At 50.4% G+C, this 19,588-nt stretch carries 24 protein-coding genes and 1 other annotated feature; of the genes, 4 read left to right on the top strand and 20 right to left on the bottom strand.

Annotation, left to right across the window (positions count from 1 at the left end):
* Positions 1-27 precede the first annotated feature (27 nt).
* The 8 genes from greA to QOS01_RS07720 all read right to left on the bottom strand — a co-directional run bounded on the left by greA (position 28) and on the right by QOS01_RS07720 (position 7,291).
* A complete protein-coding gene (gene greA / locus QOS01_RS07755; protein WP_222257880.1) occupies positions 28-504 on the bottom strand; it encodes a transcription elongation factor GreA in 477 nt (158 codons plus the stop codon).
* Positions 505-571: 67 nt separating this feature from the next.
* Positions 572-1,222, bottom strand: a complete 651-nt coding sequence (gene udk, locus QOS01_RS07750) for a uridine kinase (protein ID WP_047768816.1) — start codon at positions 1,220-1,222, stop codon at positions 572-574.
* Between the two features lie 73 nt (positions 1,223-1,295).
* A complete protein-coding gene (locus QOS01_RS07745) occupies positions 1,296-1,646 on the bottom strand; it encodes an endolytic transglycosylase MltG (protein ID WP_283621838.1) in 351 nt (116 codons plus the stop codon).
* Positions 1,647-1,821: 175 nt separating this feature from the next.
* The gene (gene pheT, locus QOS01_RS07740; RefSeq protein WP_283621837.1) at positions 1,822-4,239 is read right to left on the bottom strand and encodes a phenylalanine--tRNA ligase subunit beta; all 2,418 of its coding nucleotides are present in this window, start codon (positions 4,237-4,239) and stop codon (positions 1,822-1,824) included.
* A 5-nt stretch (positions 4,240-4,244) separates the two neighbouring features.
* On the bottom strand, positions 4,245-5,291 hold the full coding sequence (locus tag QOS01_RS07735; protein ID WP_047768811.1) for a phenylalanine--tRNA ligase subunit alpha: 1,047 nt from the start codon (positions 5,289-5,291) through the stop codon (positions 4,245-4,247).
* 39 nt (positions 5,292-5,330) lie between these two features.
* Positions 5,331-5,542: a binding site (T-box leader), on the bottom strand.
* A gap of 46 nt (positions 5,543-5,588) precedes the next feature.
* Positions 5,589-5,927: a winged helix-turn-helix transcriptional regulator gene (locus QOS01_RS07730; RefSeq protein WP_283621836.1), complete on the bottom strand. Its 339-nt coding sequence runs from the start codon at positions 5,925-5,927 to the stop codon at positions 5,589-5,591.
* 14 nt (positions 5,928-5,941) lie between these two features.
* Positions 5,942-6,448 carry an HD domain-containing protein gene (locus QOS01_RS07725; RefSeq protein ID WP_283621835.1) on the bottom strand — a complete coding sequence of 169 codons (507 nt, stop codon included), beginning with the start codon at positions 6,446-6,448 and terminating at the stop codon, positions 5,942-5,944.
* Positions 6,449-6,517: 69 nt separating this feature from the next.
* Positions 6,518-7,291: a TrmH family RNA methyltransferase gene (locus QOS01_RS07720; RefSeq protein ID WP_283621834.1), complete on the bottom strand. Its 774-nt coding sequence runs from the start codon at positions 7,289-7,291 to the stop codon at positions 6,518-6,520.
* Positions 7,292-7,394: 103 nt separating this feature from the next.
* Here QOS01_RS07720 and QOS01_RS07715 point away from each other — a divergent pair, with 103 nt between their 5' ends.
* The 4 genes from QOS01_RS07715 (at position 7,395) to QOS01_RS07700 (ending at position 10,709) form a co-directional block, all read left to right on the top strand.
* A complete protein-coding gene (locus tag QOS01_RS07715; protein WP_283621833.1) occupies positions 7,395-7,670 on the top strand; it encodes an acylphosphatase in 276 nt (91 codons plus the stop codon).
* Positions 7,671-7,753: 83 nt separating this feature from the next.
* Positions 7,754-8,704, top strand: coding sequence for a membrane protein insertase YidC (gene yidC, locus QOS01_RS07710; protein ID WP_283621832.1), 951 nt, complete (start codon positions 7,754-7,756; stop codon positions 8,702-8,704).
* Between the two features lie 139 nt (positions 8,705-8,843).
* Complete coding sequence (locus QOS01_RS07705) at positions 8,844-9,254, top strand: peptide deformylase (protein WP_283621831.1); 411 nt, start codon at positions 8,844-8,846, stop codon at positions 9,252-9,254.
* 150 nt (positions 9,255-9,404) lie between these two features.
* Complete coding sequence (locus QOS01_RS07700) at positions 9,405-10,709, top strand: MATE family efflux transporter (protein WP_283621830.1); 1,305 nt, start codon at positions 9,405-9,407, stop codon at positions 10,707-10,709.
* A gap of 43 nt (positions 10,710-10,752) precedes the next feature.
* Here QOS01_RS07700 and QOS01_RS07695 read toward each other — a convergent pair whose 3' ends face one another.
* The 12 genes from QOS01_RS07695 to QOS01_RS07640 form a co-directional block, all read right to left on the bottom strand.
* On the bottom strand, positions 10,753-12,225 hold the full coding sequence (locus QOS01_RS07695) for a sensor histidine kinase (protein ID WP_283621829.1): 1,473 nt from the start codon (positions 12,223-12,225) through the stop codon (positions 10,753-10,755).
* A gap of 15 nt (positions 12,226-12,240) precedes the next feature.
* Complete coding sequence (locus tag QOS01_RS07690) at positions 12,241-12,927, bottom strand: response regulator transcription factor (RefSeq protein ID WP_003715333.1); 687 nt, start codon at positions 12,925-12,927, stop codon at positions 12,241-12,243.
* Between the two features lie 187 nt (positions 12,928-13,114).
* Positions 13,115-13,294 carry a 50S ribosomal protein L32 gene (rpmF, locus tag QOS01_RS07685; protein ID WP_047770556.1) on the bottom strand — a complete coding sequence of 60 codons (180 nt, stop codon included), beginning with the start codon at positions 13,292-13,294 and terminating at the stop codon, positions 13,115-13,117.
* 51 nt (positions 13,295-13,345) lie between these two features.
* A complete protein-coding gene (locus tag QOS01_RS07680) occupies positions 13,346-13,900 on the bottom strand; it encodes a DUF177 domain-containing protein (protein ID WP_283621828.1) in 555 nt (184 codons plus the stop codon).
* A gap of 115 nt (positions 13,901-14,015) precedes the next feature.
* Complete coding sequence (locus tag QOS01_RS07675) at positions 14,016-15,149, bottom strand: nucleotidyltransferase (RefSeq protein WP_283621850.1); 1,134 nt, start codon at positions 15,147-15,149, stop codon at positions 14,016-14,018.
* 8 nt (positions 15,150-15,157) lie between these two features.
* Entirely contained in the window at positions 15,158-15,898 is a 741-nt protein-coding gene (locus QOS01_RS07670; RefSeq protein WP_283621827.1) for a class I SAM-dependent DNA methyltransferase, read from the bottom strand.
* Positions 15,898-16,254: a ribosome silencing factor gene (rsfS, locus tag QOS01_RS07665; protein WP_283621826.1), complete on the bottom strand. Its 357-nt coding sequence runs from the start codon at positions 16,252-16,254 to the stop codon at positions 15,898-15,900. Before rsfS ends, QOS01_RS07670 begins: the two co-directional genes overlap by 1 nt.
* The gene (gene yqeK / locus QOS01_RS07660; RefSeq protein WP_283621825.1) at positions 16,255-16,869 is read right to left on the bottom strand and encodes a bis(5'-nucleosyl)-tetraphosphatase (symmetrical) YqeK; all 615 of its coding nucleotides are present in this window, start codon (positions 16,867-16,869) and stop codon (positions 16,255-16,257) included.
* Positions 16,862-17,503 carry a nicotinate-nucleotide adenylyltransferase gene (locus QOS01_RS07655; protein ID WP_283621824.1) on the bottom strand — a complete coding sequence of 214 codons (642 nt, stop codon included), beginning with the start codon at positions 17,501-17,503 and terminating at the stop codon, positions 16,862-16,864. Before QOS01_RS07655 ends, yqeK begins: the two co-directional genes overlap by 8 nt.
* A 15-nt stretch (positions 17,504-17,518) precedes the next feature.
* Entirely contained in the window at positions 17,519-17,830 is a 312-nt protein-coding gene (gene yhbY / locus QOS01_RS07650; RefSeq protein WP_047770545.1) for a ribosome assembly RNA-binding protein YhbY, read from the bottom strand.
* A gap of 12 nt (positions 17,831-17,842) precedes the next feature.
* Positions 17,843-18,961, bottom strand: a complete 1,119-nt coding sequence (yqeH, locus tag QOS01_RS07645; RefSeq protein ID WP_283621823.1) for a ribosome biogenesis GTPase YqeH — start codon at positions 18,959-18,961, stop codon at positions 17,843-17,845.
* Positions 18,954-19,484: a YqeG family HAD IIIA-type phosphatase gene (locus tag QOS01_RS07640; RefSeq protein ID WP_283621822.1), complete on the bottom strand. Its 531-nt coding sequence runs from the start codon at positions 19,482-19,484 to the stop codon at positions 18,954-18,956. The genes yqeH and QOS01_RS07640 overlap by 8 nt, the downstream gene beginning before the upstream one ends.
* Positions 19,485-19,588: the final 104 nt, after the last annotated feature.

Raw genomic sequence — 19,588 nt, 5'->3', positions numbered from 1 at the left:
AAAACAAACGCTAGCGACCTTCATTAATTACTTAACTTCCAAGATCTTGACCTTCATCGTGCCACTTGGAATTTCAATTTCGACTTCTTCGCCGACCTTGTGGCCCAAGAGACCCTTGGCCATTGGTGATTCGTTAGAAATCTTGCCGTTCAAGGGGTCAGATTCTGATTCACCAACGATGGTGTAGGTTTCAGGTTCTTCGTCCGGCAGCTCCTTAAAGGTCACTTCCCGACCCATGGAAACTTCATCCTTGTCAACATCTTCGTTGTCGATGATTTCTGCATACTGCAGCATGTTTTCGATTTGGGCAATCCGGCTTTCAACCATTGCCTGTTCGTCCTTTGCTGATTCGTATTCTGAGTTTTCGGACAGGTCACCGTAGCTACGGGCAATCTTAATGCGCTTGATAACTTCGGGACGGCGCTTCATTTTGTATTCTTCGAGTTCATCTTCCAGTTTCTTTTTCCCTTCCAGGGTCATTGGAAACGTTTTTTCTTCAGCCATAACAATACACTCCTCTAAAATAATTCAGTGGTAACATTACCATTTATTGCCAAGCTTGTAAACAGATTTATAGGGTGTGACCACGCTTAACCAGAATATCCCGGACCTTGGTGGTCAACAGGTCAATGGCCACGTGGTTTTCCCCACCTTCGGGCACAATCAAGTCAGCGTACCGCTTCGTTGGTTCAATAAACTGGTGGAACATCGGCTTGACCGTTGCCAGGTACTGGTTAATGACTGAATCCAGCGACCGGCCCCGTTCGTTCATGTCCCGCTTAATCCGGCGAATCAGGCGAATATCGTCATCTGTATCAACGTAAACCTTAATATCCATCAGGTCACGAAGTCGTTCATCATCGAGGATCAAGATCCCCTCTAAGATGATTATCTCGGTAGGCTCAACGTGAACGGTCTTGTTCGTCCGGGTATACTTCTTGTAATCGTAAACCGGCATCTCGATGGCCTGGTTGTTACGCAGGGCGGCCAACTGTTCAATCAACAGGTCGGTGTCAAAGGCCAGCGGGTGGTCGTAGTTGACCTTTTTCCGCTCTGCCATCGTCATGTTTGCCTGGTCGTTGTAGTAGGTATCCTGGGTAATGATTTGGATGTCTTTACCCTTCAGTTCGTTGTAGATTGCCCGGCTAACGGTAGTCTTACCACTACCCGAACCACCAGTTACCCCAATAATGATTGGGCGCGTTTTAACTTGAGAATTCATTTAACTGTTTTTACCCCTCTTAAAAAATTTAATCTGAAATAGTATACAGCACAATTGGGCCCTCATCAACCGACTAGTGGCGCTTAGCCGCTTGGTTCTCCTGGAGACGACTGGCAATCTGGGGCACGGAAGACGACTGCCGTAAGGTGAAGTGTCCAGCCTTCACACCGCTCGTCTTGTGTGTTTGCAGGTAGTAGCTGAAGACATACCTACTCCGGATTAAGCCGTGTTTCTTCAGGATCGCGGCAACCTGGTCATCAGTAGCACCTTGCGGAATCGTCACCGTCACGCGAGCCATACTGGAGCGGTTAACCGGGGTCAGTGCATAGTTGAAATACTGGTGAATCCCCAGGCCGACCACCACTAGTAAGGCCAAGAGGACCAGGACAAGGCGGTTTTGTCGTCTTAGTTTATCTTCTTGCATTTGGTCCCCACCAGTCCTTGTTTTTCAAATATTATATAGTAATTGCGGAAAAAAAGCGCGCCCCTCGTGTCTAGTTATGGAGGACCATTGGCTCGTTCCGTGCCATCGATCGTCCTATACTAGCCAAAGGCGCGCTCCGATGCTTTTTTTCCGGCTTCTTCTCTTTTATTTGCTATTAACGAATTTCAGCACCAAGGTCATCAACTAAGGCGTTAGTAACCTTATCAAAGGCCTTGTTAACCTGATCTTCCGTCAATGTATTGTGAACATCTTGGTAAGTCAAGGTGTAGGCCAGTGACTTCTTCCCCTTTGGCAGGTGGAGGCCACTGTATACGTCGAAGAGGTGGACATTCTTCAAGAAGGCGCCGCCCCGTTTCTTAATGACTGCCAAGACGTCCGCGTTGGTAACGTCCCTATCAACCAAGAGGGCAATATCCCGGGTGATTGCCGGGTACTTACTGATTGGGTGGTATTCGTTAGCCACCTTATCAGCAGCAATCAAGTCTTCCAGGTTGAGCTCGAAGACGTAGGTCTCAGGAATCTTGTAGTCCTTTGCAACCGTTGGGTGAACCTGACCCACAAAACCGACCAGCTGGCCATCAATTAAGATGTCCGCCGTCCGCCCGGGGTGCATTTCAGGACGCTGGTCATCAGCAACGTAGGCAATTTCACCAGCAATTCCCAGGTTGTGGAGGTAACGTTCCACAATTCCCTTTACTTGGAAGAAGTCGACCGGCTGGTCATCAAGGTGCCAAGAGTTAGCCAGCAGGTGCCCCGTAATTGCGGCCGCCAGGTGTTCTTGTTCCTCTGGGCGTTCGCCACCCTTTGGCAAGAAGACCCGTCCCTCTTCATAGAGGGCTACATCATTGACGTTCCGGGCAACGTTGTAGGCAACGTCAATCAAAAGGCCACTGATGATGCTCATCCGGGTAGCAACGTGGTCAGAGCTCATTGGGAAGTCAAGCTTCATTGGTTCGTCGACGGGGTCAATTTGGAACTGCTTAGCCTTTTCGACCGTTGTGAGGGAGTAACTGATTGCCTGGTCTAATCCCATGCCTTCCATGTCGTGACGGCTGGCCCGGATAAACTTTTGCCGGGCGGTCAGGCCACCATGGTTCCGTGTCATAACCGGCAGGGTGGCTGGCAAGTTGTCATAACCATAAATCCGGGCAATTTCTTCGTAAAGGTCAGCCGCAACAAAGATGTCCCACCGCCGGGCCGGCACGGTCACAACAATTTGGTCATCCCCAGATACCGTTGCCGGGAAGGCCAGCCGCTTGAAGATATCCGTAACTTCAGCCATCTTCAGGTCAGTCCCTAAGACATGGTTAACCTTGCTCAAAGAAAGGGTAATCTGCTTGTCTTGGGCCGGTTTTTCGCTGGCGGTAACGATCCCTTGGGTAATTTCACCACCGGCCAGTTCACTAATTAGCTCAGCTGCTTCGTTCAGGGCCGTTTCAACCGTTGCCGGATTAATTCCCCGTTCGAAACGCATGGAAGATTCACTGTGGAGGTCAAGACGACGGGCCTGTTTTCTAACCATGATTGGGTCGAAAATAGCGGCTTCCAGGGCAACCGTTGTAGTGTCATCGGCAACGGCGGTTCCTTCACCACCCATGGTTCCGGCCAGTGCAATTGGCTGGTCATCGGCAGTAACCACGATATCATTTTCAATCAGGGTCTGTTCGTCCCCATCCAGGGTTGTGAACTTCTCATTTTTATTAGCGTGCCGCACACTAAACTGGTGACCTGGCAGCTTATCATAGTCGTAACTGTGTAGTGGTTGGCCATACTTCAACAGGATGTAATTGGTGACGTCAACCACGTTGTTAACCGGTCGAATTCCCGAATTCCACAGCTTAATCTGCATCCAGAGGGGACTATCAGCGATCTTGACCCCCTTGATGATCCGCAGCTTATAGGTTGGGGCAATTTTATCGTCATTAACGGTGGCCTTAACGAGGTCCGCAGTTTTTTCGTCCCCCTCCTTCTTAATGGCCAGCTCCTTAAAGTGGGGTTTGAGGCCGTAAAAGGCGGCGATATCATTAACGTTGCCGTAGATACTCAGCATATCACCACGGTTAGGCGTAACGTCAGTATCGATGATGGTGTCATCCATTCCAAGGTAAGGGAAGACACTGTCACCAGGCTTGGCATCATCCGGCAGGAGGTAAATTCCCTCGTCATAATCCTTAGGCGCAATTTTATCGCTGAAGCCCAGTTCCTGGAGGGCACACAGCATCCCGTTAGATTGGACACCACGGATCTTGCCCCGCTTAATCTTGACGTTGTCGCCAATCCGGGCACCGTGGAGGGCAACAATTACCTTCTCACCGGCAGCAACATTGGGTGCACCACAGACAATTTGAATTGGTTCATCTTCACCCACGTTAACTTGGCAAACATGAAGGTGGTCAGAGTCTGGGTGGGGTTCGCAGGTTTCTACTTCACCAACCACGATCTTCTTAAGGCCATCACTCAGGGAGTAAACATCATTGATGTCAACGGAAGTCCGGGCGATCTTTTCTGCCAGGTCGCGGGGAGCAACGTCAATGTCTAAATATTCTTTAAGCCATTGGTATGATACTTTCATTTAGATTATCCTTTCTCATCGAACTGGTTCAGGAAACGGACGTCATTTTGGTAGAAGTTCCGGATATCATCGACCCCGTACTTCAGCATTGCAAAACGGTCTGGACCCAGACCAAAGGCAAAGCCGCCAAATTCTTCAGGGTCAACTCCGGACATCTTCAAGACGTTCGGGTGGACCATTCCTGCACCAAGGACTTCAATCCAGCCGGTGTGCTTACAAATTGCGCAGCCCTTCCCCATACAGTTAAAGCAGGTAATGTCAGCTTCGACGGATGGTTCCGTGAACGGGAAGTAACTTGGCCGCAGACGAACCTGGAGCTTATCGCCGAAGAGGGACTGGGCAACAACTTCCAGTGTCCCCTTCAAGTCGGCCATGGTAATGTGCTTACCAACAACCATCCCTTCAATCTGGTTGAACTGGTGACTGTGGGTGGCATCGTCAGTATCACGCCGGTAAACCTTCCCTGGTGAGATCATCTTTAATGGCCCCTGGCTAAAGTCATGCTTTTCCAGCATCCGCGCCTGCATTGGTGAGGTTTGGGTCCGCATCAGTACCTTAGGGGTTACATAGAAGGTATCCTGCATGTCACGAGCGGGGTGGTCCTTAGGCAGGTTCAGCTTTTCAAAGTTGTAAACTTCCTGCTCAACTTCATCCCCCACGGCCACTTCGTAACCCATGGAAACGAAGAGGTCCACGACTTGGTCGATAATCTGTTGGATCACGTGTGACTGCCCCTGGGCAACCGGGGTCCCCGGCAGGGTAACGTCCACCTTTTCGGCGGCCAGTTCGGCATTCAGGGCCGCCTGTTCCAACTCAGTCCGGCGTGCCTCGATAGCTTCCGTCAGGTCATCACGAACCTTGTTGGCAAACTGACCGACCACCGGCCGTTCCTCGGCACTTAAATCACGCATTCCCCGCAGGACACTCGTGATGGGGCCCTTCTTACCAAGCATCTTGACCCGAACTTCGTTGATCTTCTTGAGGTCCTTAGAGTTCTTGATTTCTTCAAGACCTTGCTCACGAAGTTCCGTTAACTTATCTCTTAATCCCATTTTTTCAACTCCTTTGAACAAACAAAAAAGCTCCATCCCAATAGGGACGAAGCTTCGCGGTACCACCCTAGTTTACTAGCTACGGATAGCTAGTACACTTAGTCAATCTAAATAACGGTGATCAACCGGAATACCATTACGTATCAGCTCGGAAAATGAAATTCACCTTTGCGCACTGACCACCACTCTCAGAATCCGTGGTGGCTCTCTAACGGGCCCGACTGGCTACTAGTTTTCGTCAACGCCTTTTTCATACCCAATATTGTAAACACTCATCCGGCGAAGGTCAAGCGGAAATTAGCACCACTTGTCGCTCCACTGGTGGACGGCCTTCATCACGGGGGCTAATTCCTGACCCCGGGCCGTCAACGCGTACTCGACCCGGCTCGTTCCTGGATAGGTCTTACGGATGACGATCTGTTCGTCCTCCAACTCCTTGAGCCGTTCACACAGGACCCGGTCACTACACTTGGTAATTGCATTTGCAATGTCTTTGAACCGTAATTGGGGATTCTCCAGGAGAACCTCAATAATCAACCCATTCCATTTCTTGCCAAGCATCATAAATGTCTGCGTAAACTTTGGGCACAGTTTACAGTCACCATCAGCTACCTTTTCTTCAGCTAATTTTGGCATCATAACACTCCTTTCTACCAAGTTGTCCGCATCCGGCGCTTCTTGATCTTCCGCCGCAGCTTTGCCCGCAGGGGGCCAAAGAATTCGTGCTCCGCCTCAAAGTCATCGACTAAGGAGACAATCAAACTCTCTGGATAGCGGGGAACCGCCATCGTGGCGCCAAACATGTGCTTTAGGATAATATCCTTTTCCTTCTTATTCAATGGGGTAATCTTCTCTGCATTCCGCAGTGCTACCCGTGGATGGATAAAGGCGTGGGTACCTAAGTCAAACTTCGTTGTCCGCCAGTCATAATAGAACAGGTCGTGCAACAAGCCAGCCCGGGCCGTGCTCCGGTAGTCCAAATGCATTCTTTTGGCGATCTTGTAACTATCGTAAGAAACCGCAATTGAGTGCTGAAGGCGGTTAGAATGATGGTGCTGAGTGTAGTTGGCCAGCTTTTGAACTGCCGGTTGGGCTAACAGGTCACTAATAATCGCTACATACTCCTTGTCGTTACGCCATTCATTCTCTGTTTTCATGTAATACCCCTTTTCATCCGGTTGGTACTTATCATACCTAATCAGGCAACTATTTTAAACAATAACGACTTAACCTAATTGCTGGTTCAACTGGAACATTAAGATTCCCGCTGACACAGCAACGTTCAACGACTCGGCTTCACCCCGCATTGGGATGTAGAGGTTGGCAGTGGTCTGGGCAAGTAGCTGCTGGTCCATCCCCTGGCCCTCGTTCCCCATAATCAAGGCAAAGGTCGATCCAGGTTTAACCGTGCGGAAGTTCTTTGCAGCCGGGTTCAGTTGGGTCCCATAAACAGGGGCACCAACCTTCTTAAAGTCGGCAATCCACTTTTTCAGGTCACCCTCCAAAAGCTGCAGGTGGAACTGACTACCCTGCATTGACCGGACAACCTTGGGGCCAAAGATATCAGCCGACCGGTTGCTGACAACGACCCCAGCAAAGCCCGCCGCATCAGCGGTCCGGACCATTGTGCCGACGTTTCCGGGATCTTGAACACGGTCCAAGAAGAGCCAGGCGCCGGTAATCTTTTCCGGCACCCGGTGGGCATCCGGCAGGTCCACCACCGCGGCAATTCCCTGGGGGGTTACCGTGTCGGTAATGTGCTTCATGATTTCCTCAGTGACGACGTAGGTTGCCCCCGCCTGTTCCTGCAAGTCGGGGTGGGCTGCCAGCTGATCCTCTGTACCAATCAGCTGATTGATCTGGTTCCCCGCCTTCAGGGCCTCATTGACTAAGTGCCATCCATCAAGCAGGTATTCCCCACTCTGCCGGCGGTACTTCTTTGTCTGCAACTTTTTCCAATTCTTAACGTGTTGGTTATGAACCGAAGTTAATTCTTCCATTAGTTAAACAACCTTTCTTATCACATAATTATACCATGAAAAATGTTGTACAATACTAGCAACCCATTCATCATTTCATAAATTTTGCTTAAGGAGAATTGAAATGGTTAACTATCAGCTTACAATTAGTGGAATCGTCCAGGGCGTTGGCTTCCGCTGGGGATGCATGAACATTGCCCGCCAGTTCAAGGTCACTGGCTTTGTTAGAAACCTGCCCAGCGGCCAGGTCTATATCGAGGTTCAGGGACAAGAAGACCAAGTCCAACAATTTATCAAGAGGGTAAAGGCGGGACCCACCCCATACGCCCGGGTGGTTGACTGCCAGGTCACCACGGGCCGGTGCCAAGACTATGGTCAGACTTTCACAATTCGGCGTTAATTGAGCGTCCTACCTAGAATTTAAGCGCATTTTAGGTTAAGATATGTCATGTTTGTAACTATATAACAAGGAGAAAATAATAAATGAAGCATAAAAGAATTACCGTTGTGGGGCTCTTAACCACGATGCTTTTCGTACTGAGTGGCTGTGTCCGTACTACGAAGAGCGGTAAGCCGTACGGTTTCGTGTACGACTACATGGCTAAGCCCATGCAGCACCTGATGGAATGGCTGGCCGCTCACTTTGGCAACAACTACGGCTGGGCAATTATCGTGATTGTCGTGGTTGTCCGGATGATCCTCTTGCCGGTCATGTTCTCGCAGATGAAGAAGTCAACGATCACCCAGGAAAAGATGGCCCGGGTTCAGCCGCTGATTAAGGAGCTGACCGCCAAACAGAAGGCTGCTAAGACACCGGAAGAGCAGGCCGCAGTTAGTCAACAGATGATGGCCCTCTACCGGGATAACAACATCAGTCTGACCGGGGGAATTGGTTGCCTGCCGCTGTTGATTCAGCTGCCTGTCTTTGCCGCCCTCTACGCCGCAATTCGTTATTCCCCAGACCTCTACCACGCGACCTTCTTCGGAATTGCCTTAGGGAAGCCTAGCTTTATCTTCGCTGTCCTGTCCTTCATCGCCTACGCGGTTCAGAGTTACCTGGGCCTTGTCGGTGTTCCGGAAGAACAGAAGAAGCAAATGAAGATGGCCATCTGGATGAGTCCGTTTATGACCTTCTTTATCTCGCTGACCTCATCCGCCGGTTTAGGGCTCTACTTCTTCATTGGTGGGCTCTTCGCCATCCTGCAAACCCTGATGGTCAATGCCTACCGGCCACGTATCCGGAAGCGGATCGAAGAAGAGGCTAAGAAGAACCCCATCAAGATGCCGGAAGCACCCAAGACCGCGCCAGCAGCAAATGCAACGTCGGCGGCAATTGACCAGCTCAAGAAGCCGGGTGCCACATCTCAAAAGACGGTGGAACGTGAAAAGCGGAACCGGCAACGGAATGCTGGTAAGCAACACCACCACAAGTAATTAGCCAGCGTCGTCTTACGCAAGACGCAAAAGGCGTGCTTACAAAAGCAAATAGCTGCGTTGTAATATTTGAAAAATAAAGGTGACTGGGAAAAAGCGAAATTTTCTTCCAGCCACCTTTTTAGAAAGAAGGATTAAATTGATCAAAGCAATTAATAAGGACACAATGATTCTCTCCCGGCCCTGCCAACCGGCAACCAGAGCCGACCTGCCACTCGCTAATGACCTCCGCGATACCCTCCGGGCAAATGCTGACCGCTGCGTGGGGATGGGGGCCAACATGATTGGCATCACCAAGCAAGTGATTATTGCCAAGCTGGGTCCCCTCCCGGTTGTCATGTTCAACCCCACCATCATTAGCAAACAGGGCCCCTACCAAACCAAGGAAGGCTGTCTTTCCTTGCCTGGTCAGCGCCCAACCACCCGCTACCAAAAGATTAAGGTTCGTTTCCGCAACGAAAACTGGCAGGTCACTGAGCTGTCCTTGGACGGCTTTGCTGCTGAAATTGTCCAGCATGAGGTTGACCACTGCCACGGGATTTTAATCTAAACAGTTGAAAAGCCGGGCAAAAATCCTGTAAGATAGATATTTGTAAATAAGGGTTGCAAAATCGCCGGGTTTTGCTGAAGTTACTTTATAGTTCTCCGACAGGCGCCCAACCACGTGTTGGGAGACGAGAGCGCGAGGAGGACGATCTAAATGAATAGTTCAATTAACGGTGAGGTTCGCCACTACGTCACGCGGAATGTCATCGCTACTTTAGGGTTGTCGTTATACGTAATTATCGACACCCTTTTTATTTCGATTGCTGCGGGGGCTTTTGGCCTGGCCACCCTGAACATCGTGTTACCAGTCTTTAGCATTTTTAACGCGACCGGGCTCTTACTGGGTGTCGGTGGCGCCACCATGTTCTCGCTCAATAAGGTCCAGCACCCTGAACGGGTCAAAGACCTCTTTAGCCAGCTAATCACCTTTGCCGGGATTTTCGGGGTGGTACTGGCCATCTTGTTAACCATCTTTGCCCATCCCGTCGTTGACTTCTTAGGGGCCGATGAGCAGACCCGGGCGATGTCAATCACCTACCTGCGAATCATTGCCTGGAGTGGGCCCCTTTACATGTGTAGTTACATCTCGGTCAACTTTGTCCGCAACGATAATAACCCGACACTGACGATGAAGGCGACCCTTACCGAAACCCTTTCCGTGATTGTCATCGATTGGTTGCTGATCTTTGGCTGCGGACTAAAGATTGAGGGGGCCGCGCTTGCCGCCTTGGTTTCGCCCATGATTAGCCTCCTGGTACTCACCAGGCACCGCCACTTCAAAGGTCGCCAGCTTACCCTTCACTGGCAGCTGCCAGAAATCCGTAACCTGGCCAAGGCGGCGAGTCTGGGTATCGCGGCCGCACTAAACGAAATGAGTAACGGGATCAGCATCTACTTCTTCAACCGGGTCTTTTTAGCCCTAGCCAACAATTACGCAGTGGCGGCCTATGGGGTGGTCTCCAACATCGCCATCGTGGTCTTGGCCATTTCCAACGGGGTGGCCCTTGGGGTACAACCAATTGCCAGCCGGGAGTTTGGTGCGGGCCACTTTGCCAATGTTAAGCAGGCCCTTAAACGGGGCATTCAAATCACCCTGAGCTTGGCGGTGATTAACTTTATCATCCTGATTGTTTTCAAGCAGCAGATTATCAGCCTCTTTAACACAACTAATTCCAGCCAGCTGGCCGCTTACGCCAGCACCGGACTACCGATTTACTTTACGGGAATCTTCTTTATTGCCCTGAACCTGATGTTAATCCTGTTCCTGACGGCCATTGACATGCCGCGGGCATCATTTACCCTGTCACTCTTGCGGGGTTACATCATCCTCCTGCCGATGATCTTGTTACTAGCCCACACACTAGGGATTAATGGGGTTTGGGCAGCCGTTCCGGTGACAGAGCTACTGGTCTTCATCATCGCACTTGTTATTACTAGGGAACGGACCAAAAAATGGTAATAAAAAATGAGTTTCAACGTTTTGAACGTTGAAACTCATTTTTTTATTTCAGTGACTCTGAATCCTCAACAATCGGCAGGACAATCTTAAAAAGTGATCCCGCACCGGGTGAACTTTCCAGACTGATTGACCCGTGGTAGCCCTCAATCAGGCGCTTAGCAATCGAGAGGCCCAGGCCATTGCCCCCCTTCTTCCGGCTCCGGGCCTTATCAACCCGGTAGAAGCGGTCGAAGACGCGTTTAGCATCCTCGGGGGCAATCCCCTCACCAAAGTCTTGAATACCAATCTCGATGGTGTTCATCCCCCGTGAAAGGGTGATATGAATCTCCTTGCGGTCCTGGGAGTACTTAACAGCGTTATCGCACAGGATTACCAGGACCTGTTCAAGGTGGTCACGGTAAATGTTGACCGTGATCTTCTCATCCAGGTCATCATCAAGGTTGAAGGTAAACTCCGGATAAAGCATCTTAAAGTTATTAAAGACCTGGTGGACAACGTCATTGACAACCGTCTTTTCATTGCGGTAGTTGATTTCAACCTGTTCGGCTCGGCTAAGGTCCAGCATCTCCTGGACAAGGTTCTTCATCCGCTTAGTCTCAATTAAGGAGGCCTTTAGAGAATCGCCGAGAACCTGGGGATCATCCTTCCCCCACCGTTCCAACATATCAAGGTGCCCCTGGATGATGGCAACCGGGGTGCGGAGCTCATGGCTGACGTCGCTGACAAACTGACTCTGCTGTTCGATATAACGCTGCATTCGGTCCAGCATGTCGTTAAACATGTCAATCAGTTCCGCCAATTCATCGTTCCGGTTGCTGACTGGCACCCGGACATCCTTCGTCGGGTCCTTACTAATTACCTTAACTGTGTCGTGAATATCGCCAAGGGGCCGTAACAGGAAGTAGGACAAGGCATAGCCGAGAAGGCCACTTGCTAAAACAACGAGGCATAGGGCCATGATGCTGACCAGCCGCAGTTGGCGGTAACTCTTCGCGTAGGAATTGAGGTTGTTTTCAATTTGCAGGTAACCAATTACCCGCTGGGTATCATGAGAATAGATTGGCATATGGCCAAGCAAAATTTTGTGGTGCTTTCCCTGGGCAATCCGTACCTGACGTTCGTTGACGAGGGACGGTTTCCCCTCTAAGTGCCCAGTCGACAGGAGCAACTTTCCCTGCGGATTATAGATATTAACCAGCAGGTGGCCGTCGCTTAATTCCTTCACCACCGGCCGGCGGTAATCCGCCCCCCTGACAAAGGAATGGTCATTGTTCGGGTCCAAGACCTGTTCGATTGAGTGCTTGGTCAAGGGCCGGTCGTTCTTTGCCAAGGGTTGACTGATGTTGTCCATCCCCTGGTTTAACAGACTCCTTTCCTGCTGAAAGAGGTTTTGGGTAAAGGAAGTGAACATTGCAATAGCCACAATGAAAAAGATAATCAGCGAACCCACGGCGGTCCCGATGGCCCACTTCAGCCTTAAAGAGACAAATCGTTTACCGTTTTTCTGACTTTTCATAGTAACTCACGAGCTCTAGGAACGGATCACATAACCGGTGCCCCGGACGGTTTGGATGTAACTCTTTTCGCCGGGACGATCAATCTTGTTCCGCAGGTAACGGATGTAAACGTCAACCACGTTGGTCTCAACTTTGGAGTCATAACCCCAGACCTTGCTGAGCAACTCCTTCCGTGACATGACAACGTTAATGTTTTCCATCAGGATCAACAACAGTTCGTACTCCCGCTTCGTCAGGTTGATAACCTCATCGCCACGACGAACAACCCGGTTTTCCTTCTCAATTGTCAGGTCCTTGTAGTTCACCGTTGTCTGGTGTTCCTTATTATTACCATCTTCAATGCTAATCCGCCGAAGAAGGGCCCGGACCCGTGCCAGCAACTCTTCAATGGCAAACGGCTTGACGATGTAATCATCAGCCCCGTGGTCAAGACCAGAGACCCGGTCGATAACGGAATCCCGAGCGGTCATGATGATAATCGGGGTATCCTTTAATTCCCGGACCCGCCGGGCAACTTCAATCCCATTCAATTCTGGCAACATCAGGTCAAGCAGGATCACATCGAAGTCCTGGTTCAAGGCTGCGTCTAGCCCGGCCCGACCGTCAAGTTCAACATCGGTTTCGTAACCCTCGTGTTTTAGTTCCAAGTTCACGAAATTTGCTAAATTTTCTTCGTCTTCAATAATTAAAATTCGACTCATCAATTTCACCTACTATAAATTTTTGCCTATTATTCTCATTAAATTAACAGAACAATTTTATCACAATTTTCTAATAAACCCCAGGGTAAGGCGCGAATTTATGGTGATTTTCCTTATAAATTGTCTTTAAAAAATAAAAAGACCATCCCAGGTCCGGCGCCTAAAGAATGATCTTTTCTTAAAATAATTAGTTGTTAGTGTTGATAACTTGCTTGCCATCGTAGTAGCCGCAGTTAGGGCATACCATGTGGGACTTACGAAGTTCACCACAGTTTGGGCAAGGAGTTAAGCCAGGGACGTTCAACTTGATGTGACCCCGACGCATACGCTTCTTAGCTTTTGAAGTCTTCCGTGCTGGTACAGCCATGTTTGACACCTCCTAATAATTAATTATCCACAAATGGTTTTTAACCGTCCGCTACTTTTTATCATCCTGATCAGGCAATAACTTTTGTAACTTCGCGAGACGTGGATCAACTTTTTTATTCTTCTGCTTGTCTGCCGCATAGTCATCTTCAGCGATGACGGACCAGCCCTTACCGCTTGGCATTGGCTTCCCGGCTTTCTCATCCGCAGAAAGGACCCGGAGTGGAACCTGCTCAACGATATTCTCCGCCAAGGCGGTATCGAAGTCAATCAGCTCACGATCCTTCAGTAAGAAGACAACTTCATCATCTTCATACCGGGAAAAGTGGCTGCGATCATCAATATAAGTCTCGGTGAAGTTAAAGTCAAGCGGGAGCTCAACAGGAGTCAGTGAACGGCTGGATGGGACTGTCAGTGTCGTCTTAACATTGGCACTTACCGTCGCATCGCCGCCGTCATAAGTAACGTATCCGTCAACCTTGACGGGGGTAACCCCCAAGATAATATCCGGAAATAGTTTAGTCAATGATGCGTTCAGATCAAAAGTACTCTGAATATGAAGTGGCTCATTTTGATAACGATGTAGTTCTTCTAACGACCATTTCATCGTACTAACCTCCTAATGCAACATGTGCAATTATACTAGTCTCACCCAGGGGTTGTCAATGCTTTTTCCTTGACAGGTTTACCGGGCTAAACGACCGCTCATATTTTACCATAAACTAACGAATTATCAGTGGCGGGTGCTTGAGGTCCTGGTCGGCAGGTGTGAAGTTCTGGTAAAGCTTCCCAGCCCGGTAATCCAGGTTATACAGGTCCTCTTTCATCTCCTGGGAGACTTTGGTAAACATCGGCACCGCTACCCCCTTTTTCACCTGGTGGAGGTATTCCTGTCCCCGCTTGTTGAAACCGAGGATGTGGATAAAGGGTTGGTCGATATGGGCCGCCACTTCGTCCTCGTTCAGCTGGAGGGTCGTGTATAGGCAAAGGCGTAACAGGTGGGCATAGGTATAACGCTTGGTCTTGATACCATGGATGAAGCCCTGAAAGGTCAATTTCCGTTCCGCGAACTCCTTCATCCGGTGCTCCAGTCCTTCCGCCATCTGGTAGGTCTGGGCCAGGGAGGCAACAGGGGCCTGGATCAGCTGGTTACGTAAAAGGGGGTACAGGGCCGTCCAGGAAGGCACCGTCGCTAGAGCTTGAAGCGCCGATAACATTGCCGGTGGCACGGTAGGAGCAAACGCAGCGTGGTCCGCAACGGCCTCCCGAATGGCACTGGCGCTCGCAATCCGACCGTGGATCTCCTCGTCATGGTAGTTGCTCCCCTTCCTGGCAATTGGGACCAGGTTAATCGGGTAGTGGTGGGCACTGACCGCCTTTGTGTAGGCAAATGCCAGAATATCGTTGGGATCCTTTAGACTTACGCCGGTTCGTTGGGCAAGCTGGTCATTAAATTGGGTGGCGTAAGTCTCGTTGTATTGTTTCAACGCCTGTTGGTTGAAGTCACGGGCGGCGACGACTAACTTCTTGAAGTCCCAGTCCGGATGTTCAGCCCCAAAGGCCACGTTCTTGACCTGCAACTGGTTCAAAAGGCCCAGGGCCCCCGCTGCAAACCGGTGGGCCGGCTGACAAGCATAACAGATGGGTAATTCTACCACCAGGTCAACCCCGTTCAAAAGCGCAGCGTGGGCCCGCTGCCACTTATCAACAATGGTCGGTTCCCCACGCTGGGTAAAGTCCCCGCTCATGACAGCCACTGCTACGTCTGCGCCCGTCACCTGTTTGGCTTTTTGGACATAGTAACGGTGACCGTTATGGAAGGGATTAAATTCAACTACAAGCCCAACGGCATCCATCTTCTCACCTACTTTTGACACTCAAAAAACCACCGGGTCGTCGTCTCGTCTGGTGCCTGCCGGCCAAAGTCCGTCGTTACCGTTACCTGCTTAAAGCCGGCCTGCTTTACCGCGTCTATTAACCGTGACTGGGGATAACTACGCTCAAAGTGGGTCTCCCCAACCCGTTGGTAATTACCATCCGGTAGGCGGTTAAAGAAGGTCAGGTCGTGAATCACACCGTGTTCAACGTCATCATCCGCGAAGCTTTGCCACATAAACGCCCGCTCGTGGTCATCGTCCTGGTAGTTATACATGTACCCTGGATAAACCTGGTCCGTTTGATAGGGCGTGATCACGTCAAAGAGGAGGCGACCACCAGCTTTCAGGTGCTTTTTGACCTCCCCCAAGGTCGTCTTTACGTCTGCCAAATTTGGTAAGTAGCACAGCGAATCGGCGTAACACGTCACCAGGTCATACTGGGGAAAAGCCTGGAGGTCACGCATGTCAGCTTCCACCAGGTTCAAGGCCACGCCAGCCTCCTGGGCATGCTGGCTCGCAATCGTCAACATTTCCGTCGAAAAGTCAGCAACCGTCACGGTCAGGCCGGCCTGCGCCAATAAAACGCCTAACCGACCGGCACCACCCGCCAAGTCCAAAACATCTAGAGACCCGGCTGGGCAACGTTTGAGAGTGTAGTCGCGCCAATCCTTATAAAGGGTTTCGTCAAACAACTGGTCATATAGTTGGGCGAAGCTCTGGTAAATCATTAGTCCTTAACCCACTTATCCAGGTTGACCAGCGGTGCTTCGGACCATAACTTTTCCAGGTTATAGAAGTGCCGAGTTTCTTCCCGGAAAACGTGAACAACGACGTCGCCCAGGTCAATCAGGACCCACTTAGCATGGTTCTTTCCTTCCACGCTCCCAATTTCCACCTGGTTCTCGTGGGCCTTTTCGATGATAGCATTGGCAATCGCCTGAACCTGCCGGTCGGATCCTCCGGTCATGATCACGAAGTAGTCGGCCATTGGGCTGATTTGGTCAACCTGCAGGGCGGTAATGTCTTCTGCCCGCCGCCCATCAGCGGCCTTAACAACCATTTCTAATAATTGTTTGCTTTCCATTTACTCAATTTCCTTTCTATATGCTGGTACCCAAGCATTATAGGTTTCAATTGTCTTCGGGTACACTGGACTGTTGTGTTTAATCAGGTATTCAAGGGTCTGCTTAGTCTGGTAGGCCACCCCCGCACCCAAGTTGGCGTTAGTGATCTCCCGAGCCCTTTCAACACCAGGGAAGTCCCGGCCCGGTTCGATGTAGTCCGCCATGTAGACAACCTGTTCAAGCGGAGTCATCACGGCCGCTCCCATGGTATGGTGGCGAACCGCGTTGAGAATATCCTCATCCCAGATGCCTAATTCATCCTTAATGAGCTCGGCACCAACGACCCCGTGCCAGATTGCGTTCCCGTAATTCAGCAGTTCGGGGTCCAGCCCCTTTTTGTGGATCTCATTAATAAAGTCTTCATCCGGACGCTGCTTGGCGTAATCGTGGCATAAACCAGCGATACTGGCCTTCTCAACGTCAACGTTGTTTTGCTTTGCTAGCTTGATGGCGGTTTGCTCAACCCGCAACACGTGGTGGAAACGCTTATCACGTAATGCATCGTGAAGGCGGGCAACAAGTTCAGCACGGTCAAGCGGAATGTAGTGGTGTGTATAAGTGATTTCCTCAGTCATGGTATAGATGATGCTCCTTAATAAAATCAGCAACTTTCGTCGGAAGTAAGTAGTTGACAGACTGCCCCCGCCGAATTCGTTCCCGAATATCACTCGAACTGATGTCAACTTCTGGAATATCGACCCAAATTACCGGGTACTTAGTCGCGTTCTTCGCATGCGGCCGTTGCACACCGACAAAGTGAAAACGGGGCAGCTTAATCAGGTCATCAATCCGGTGCCACTTATCCAGGTAGTCAACCATATCACCACCGATGATAAAGTAGTAGTCCGTATCCGGGTGTTGGCGGGTCAGCTGCTCCATTGTATCGTAGGTATAGCTCACCCCACTCCGATCTAGTTCGGTCCGCTCAATGCCAAGCAGCGGGTTTCCTTGAATCGCAAGCTCCAGCATTTGCAAGCGGAGGTCACCGCTAACCGCATCCTTGTGGTCAACGTGTGGCGGAATCGCATCCGGCATTAACTTCACCTTATTTAGGCACAGCGCATGGCCTACCTGGTCGGCAACCAAGAGGTGGGCATTATGAACGGGATTAAATGTCCCCCCGTAAATACCGATTCGCCGGTGCTGGTCAGCAAGTGGCTGGACCTTAACCGCCGGCTTAACTTTTGAATACACTTGACAACCCTGCATAGTTAATCTTCCTTACTAAATTTTGGCGACACGGTTAGAGAGGTCACGGAGATCCTTGTTATCCGCAACCTTAAACAGCACCAGAACCCGGCCAATCACCTGGACAACCTGGATAGCGGTGTTGTCTTCAATAAACGCTTTAACCTCATCTGTCGTAACATCAGCATTCTGTAAAATGTTGACCTTGATTAATTCGCGCCGGTTGAGGGCTCCATCCAGCTGGGCCAGCCAGCTATCCGTGAGTCCTTCCTTACCAACGGCAAAAATCGGTTGCAGGTGATTAGCCTGCGCCCGTAAGAATCGCTTTTGTTTTCCTCTTAAATGCATATTTCTACCTCACTAAATCATTGCTTTGCGGACCAGGGCGGCTACCCCTTTAGGGACCCAAGCGGCCACCGTTGTCCCCGCCGGAACCGTAATCCAACCCAGGCCTTCAAAGACAATATCACTCTTTTTATTTACCCGGAACTCCTCACGTTCCAGTGGCGGGAACTGATCCTTTTCATCCGCCGTTGGGGGGGTTAGTAAGTCCCCCAAGTGCTTTTTATAGAAGGCATCCGCGTTGGTTAGTTTGGTCCGGTGGAGGGTTAAATTATTGTCGAAGTAGGTGACGAAGCCCGCATGGGGACCCTTTTCGTAGTCAAAGCGGGCCACCCCACCGATGAAGACAGTCTGGCCGGCATCAAGCTGGTAAGTCCGTGGCTTAATTTCCTTTTGGGGCGCCACAATTTTGAGGTCCTTTGCCGGTAAGACATGGGCCATTTGGTGGGGGTGGATAATCCCCGGGGTGTCAACCAAGCGGTGGCCATCATCCAGGGGAATCTCAATTTCATCGAGGGTCGTCCCGGGGAAGCGGGAGGTCGTAATCAGGTCCTTGACTCCCGTCCGCTGCTTAATGATTTGGTTGATCAAAGTCGATTTACCAACGTTGGTCACCCCGACAACATAAACATCTTGACCATGCCGGTACTTTTCAATCGTGTCTAACAAGTCATCAATCTGGTGGTTCTTCTTTGCGGAAACCAGGACCGTATCAATCGGTCGCAATCCCGCTTGGTTGGCTTGCTGACGCATCCAGTCGCGGAGCTTAGGCCGCCGTAGTGACCGGGGCAACAAATCCTCCTTATTGCCGACCAGCAGTACGGGATTATCACCAACAAAACGGTGCAGACCCGGAATTAGACTTCCGTTAAAGTCAAAGATATCGATAACGTAGACGATCAGCGCGTTGGCGTCCCGAATTTGCCCTAACAGGCGCAGGAAGTCGTCGTCGGTCAGCGATACTGGGGCAATCTCGTTGTAGTGCCGCAGGCGGAAGCACCGCTGGCAGTATAGTTCGTCACTATCCAGACCCTTCTTAACTGCGGAAGCGGGAGTATAGCCCACTTTCGCCGGGTCAGTCGATTGGATCACCGCCCCGCAACCGATGCAACGTAATTCCTCATCTTGTTCAGTCATTCAAATCCTCCTGCCATTTTAACTGTGGATACTTATTCTTTAACTGCTTCCAAATGCGCCGTTCAAAGAAGCGGTTGATCCGGGTATCCCACTTATCCGTATTAAGAAGGGGCTTAACCAGGATACTACGGACGCCGGCCTCGTGGGCCGCAACCATGTCGGTAATCAACTGGTCGCCAACCATTACCACTTCATTCTTGGCCAGGCCAAGCTTGACCCGGGCCCGGTTAATCCCAAAGCTAAGGGGCTTTAACGAGCGGGACATGAACGGCAGGTCAAGGTTGGCCGTTGCCTTGGCGACCCGGTCCTTACTGTTGTTGGAAATCACGATCAATGGAATTCCCGCCGCTTTTAACGATGTCATCCATTGTCTTAATTCCGGCGTTCCATCGGGATTGTTCCAGGCAATCAGGGTGTTATCCAGGTCACTGAAAACTGCCCGGATGCCATGATCCTTCAACTGGTCTGGCGAAACAGTATAAATACTTTTTACCATCCAAGTCGGTTTAAATATTTCTAGCAATGTTGCACCTCGTTAATTCTTTATTAGAGGCAGATTGTAAAATTTAAGTTGAACATTTAAGTGGACAGAAAAAACCATCAAGGTCTTTAATGGTGTTACCACAC

Origin of the sequence: Limosilactobacillus avium, from assembly GCF_947381485.1 — a bacterium.
GTDB lineage: Bacteria > Bacillota > Bacilli > Lactobacillales > Lactobacillaceae > Limosilactobacillus > Limosilactobacillus avium.
This window is presented reverse-complemented; position numbering and strand designations above follow the sequence as displayed.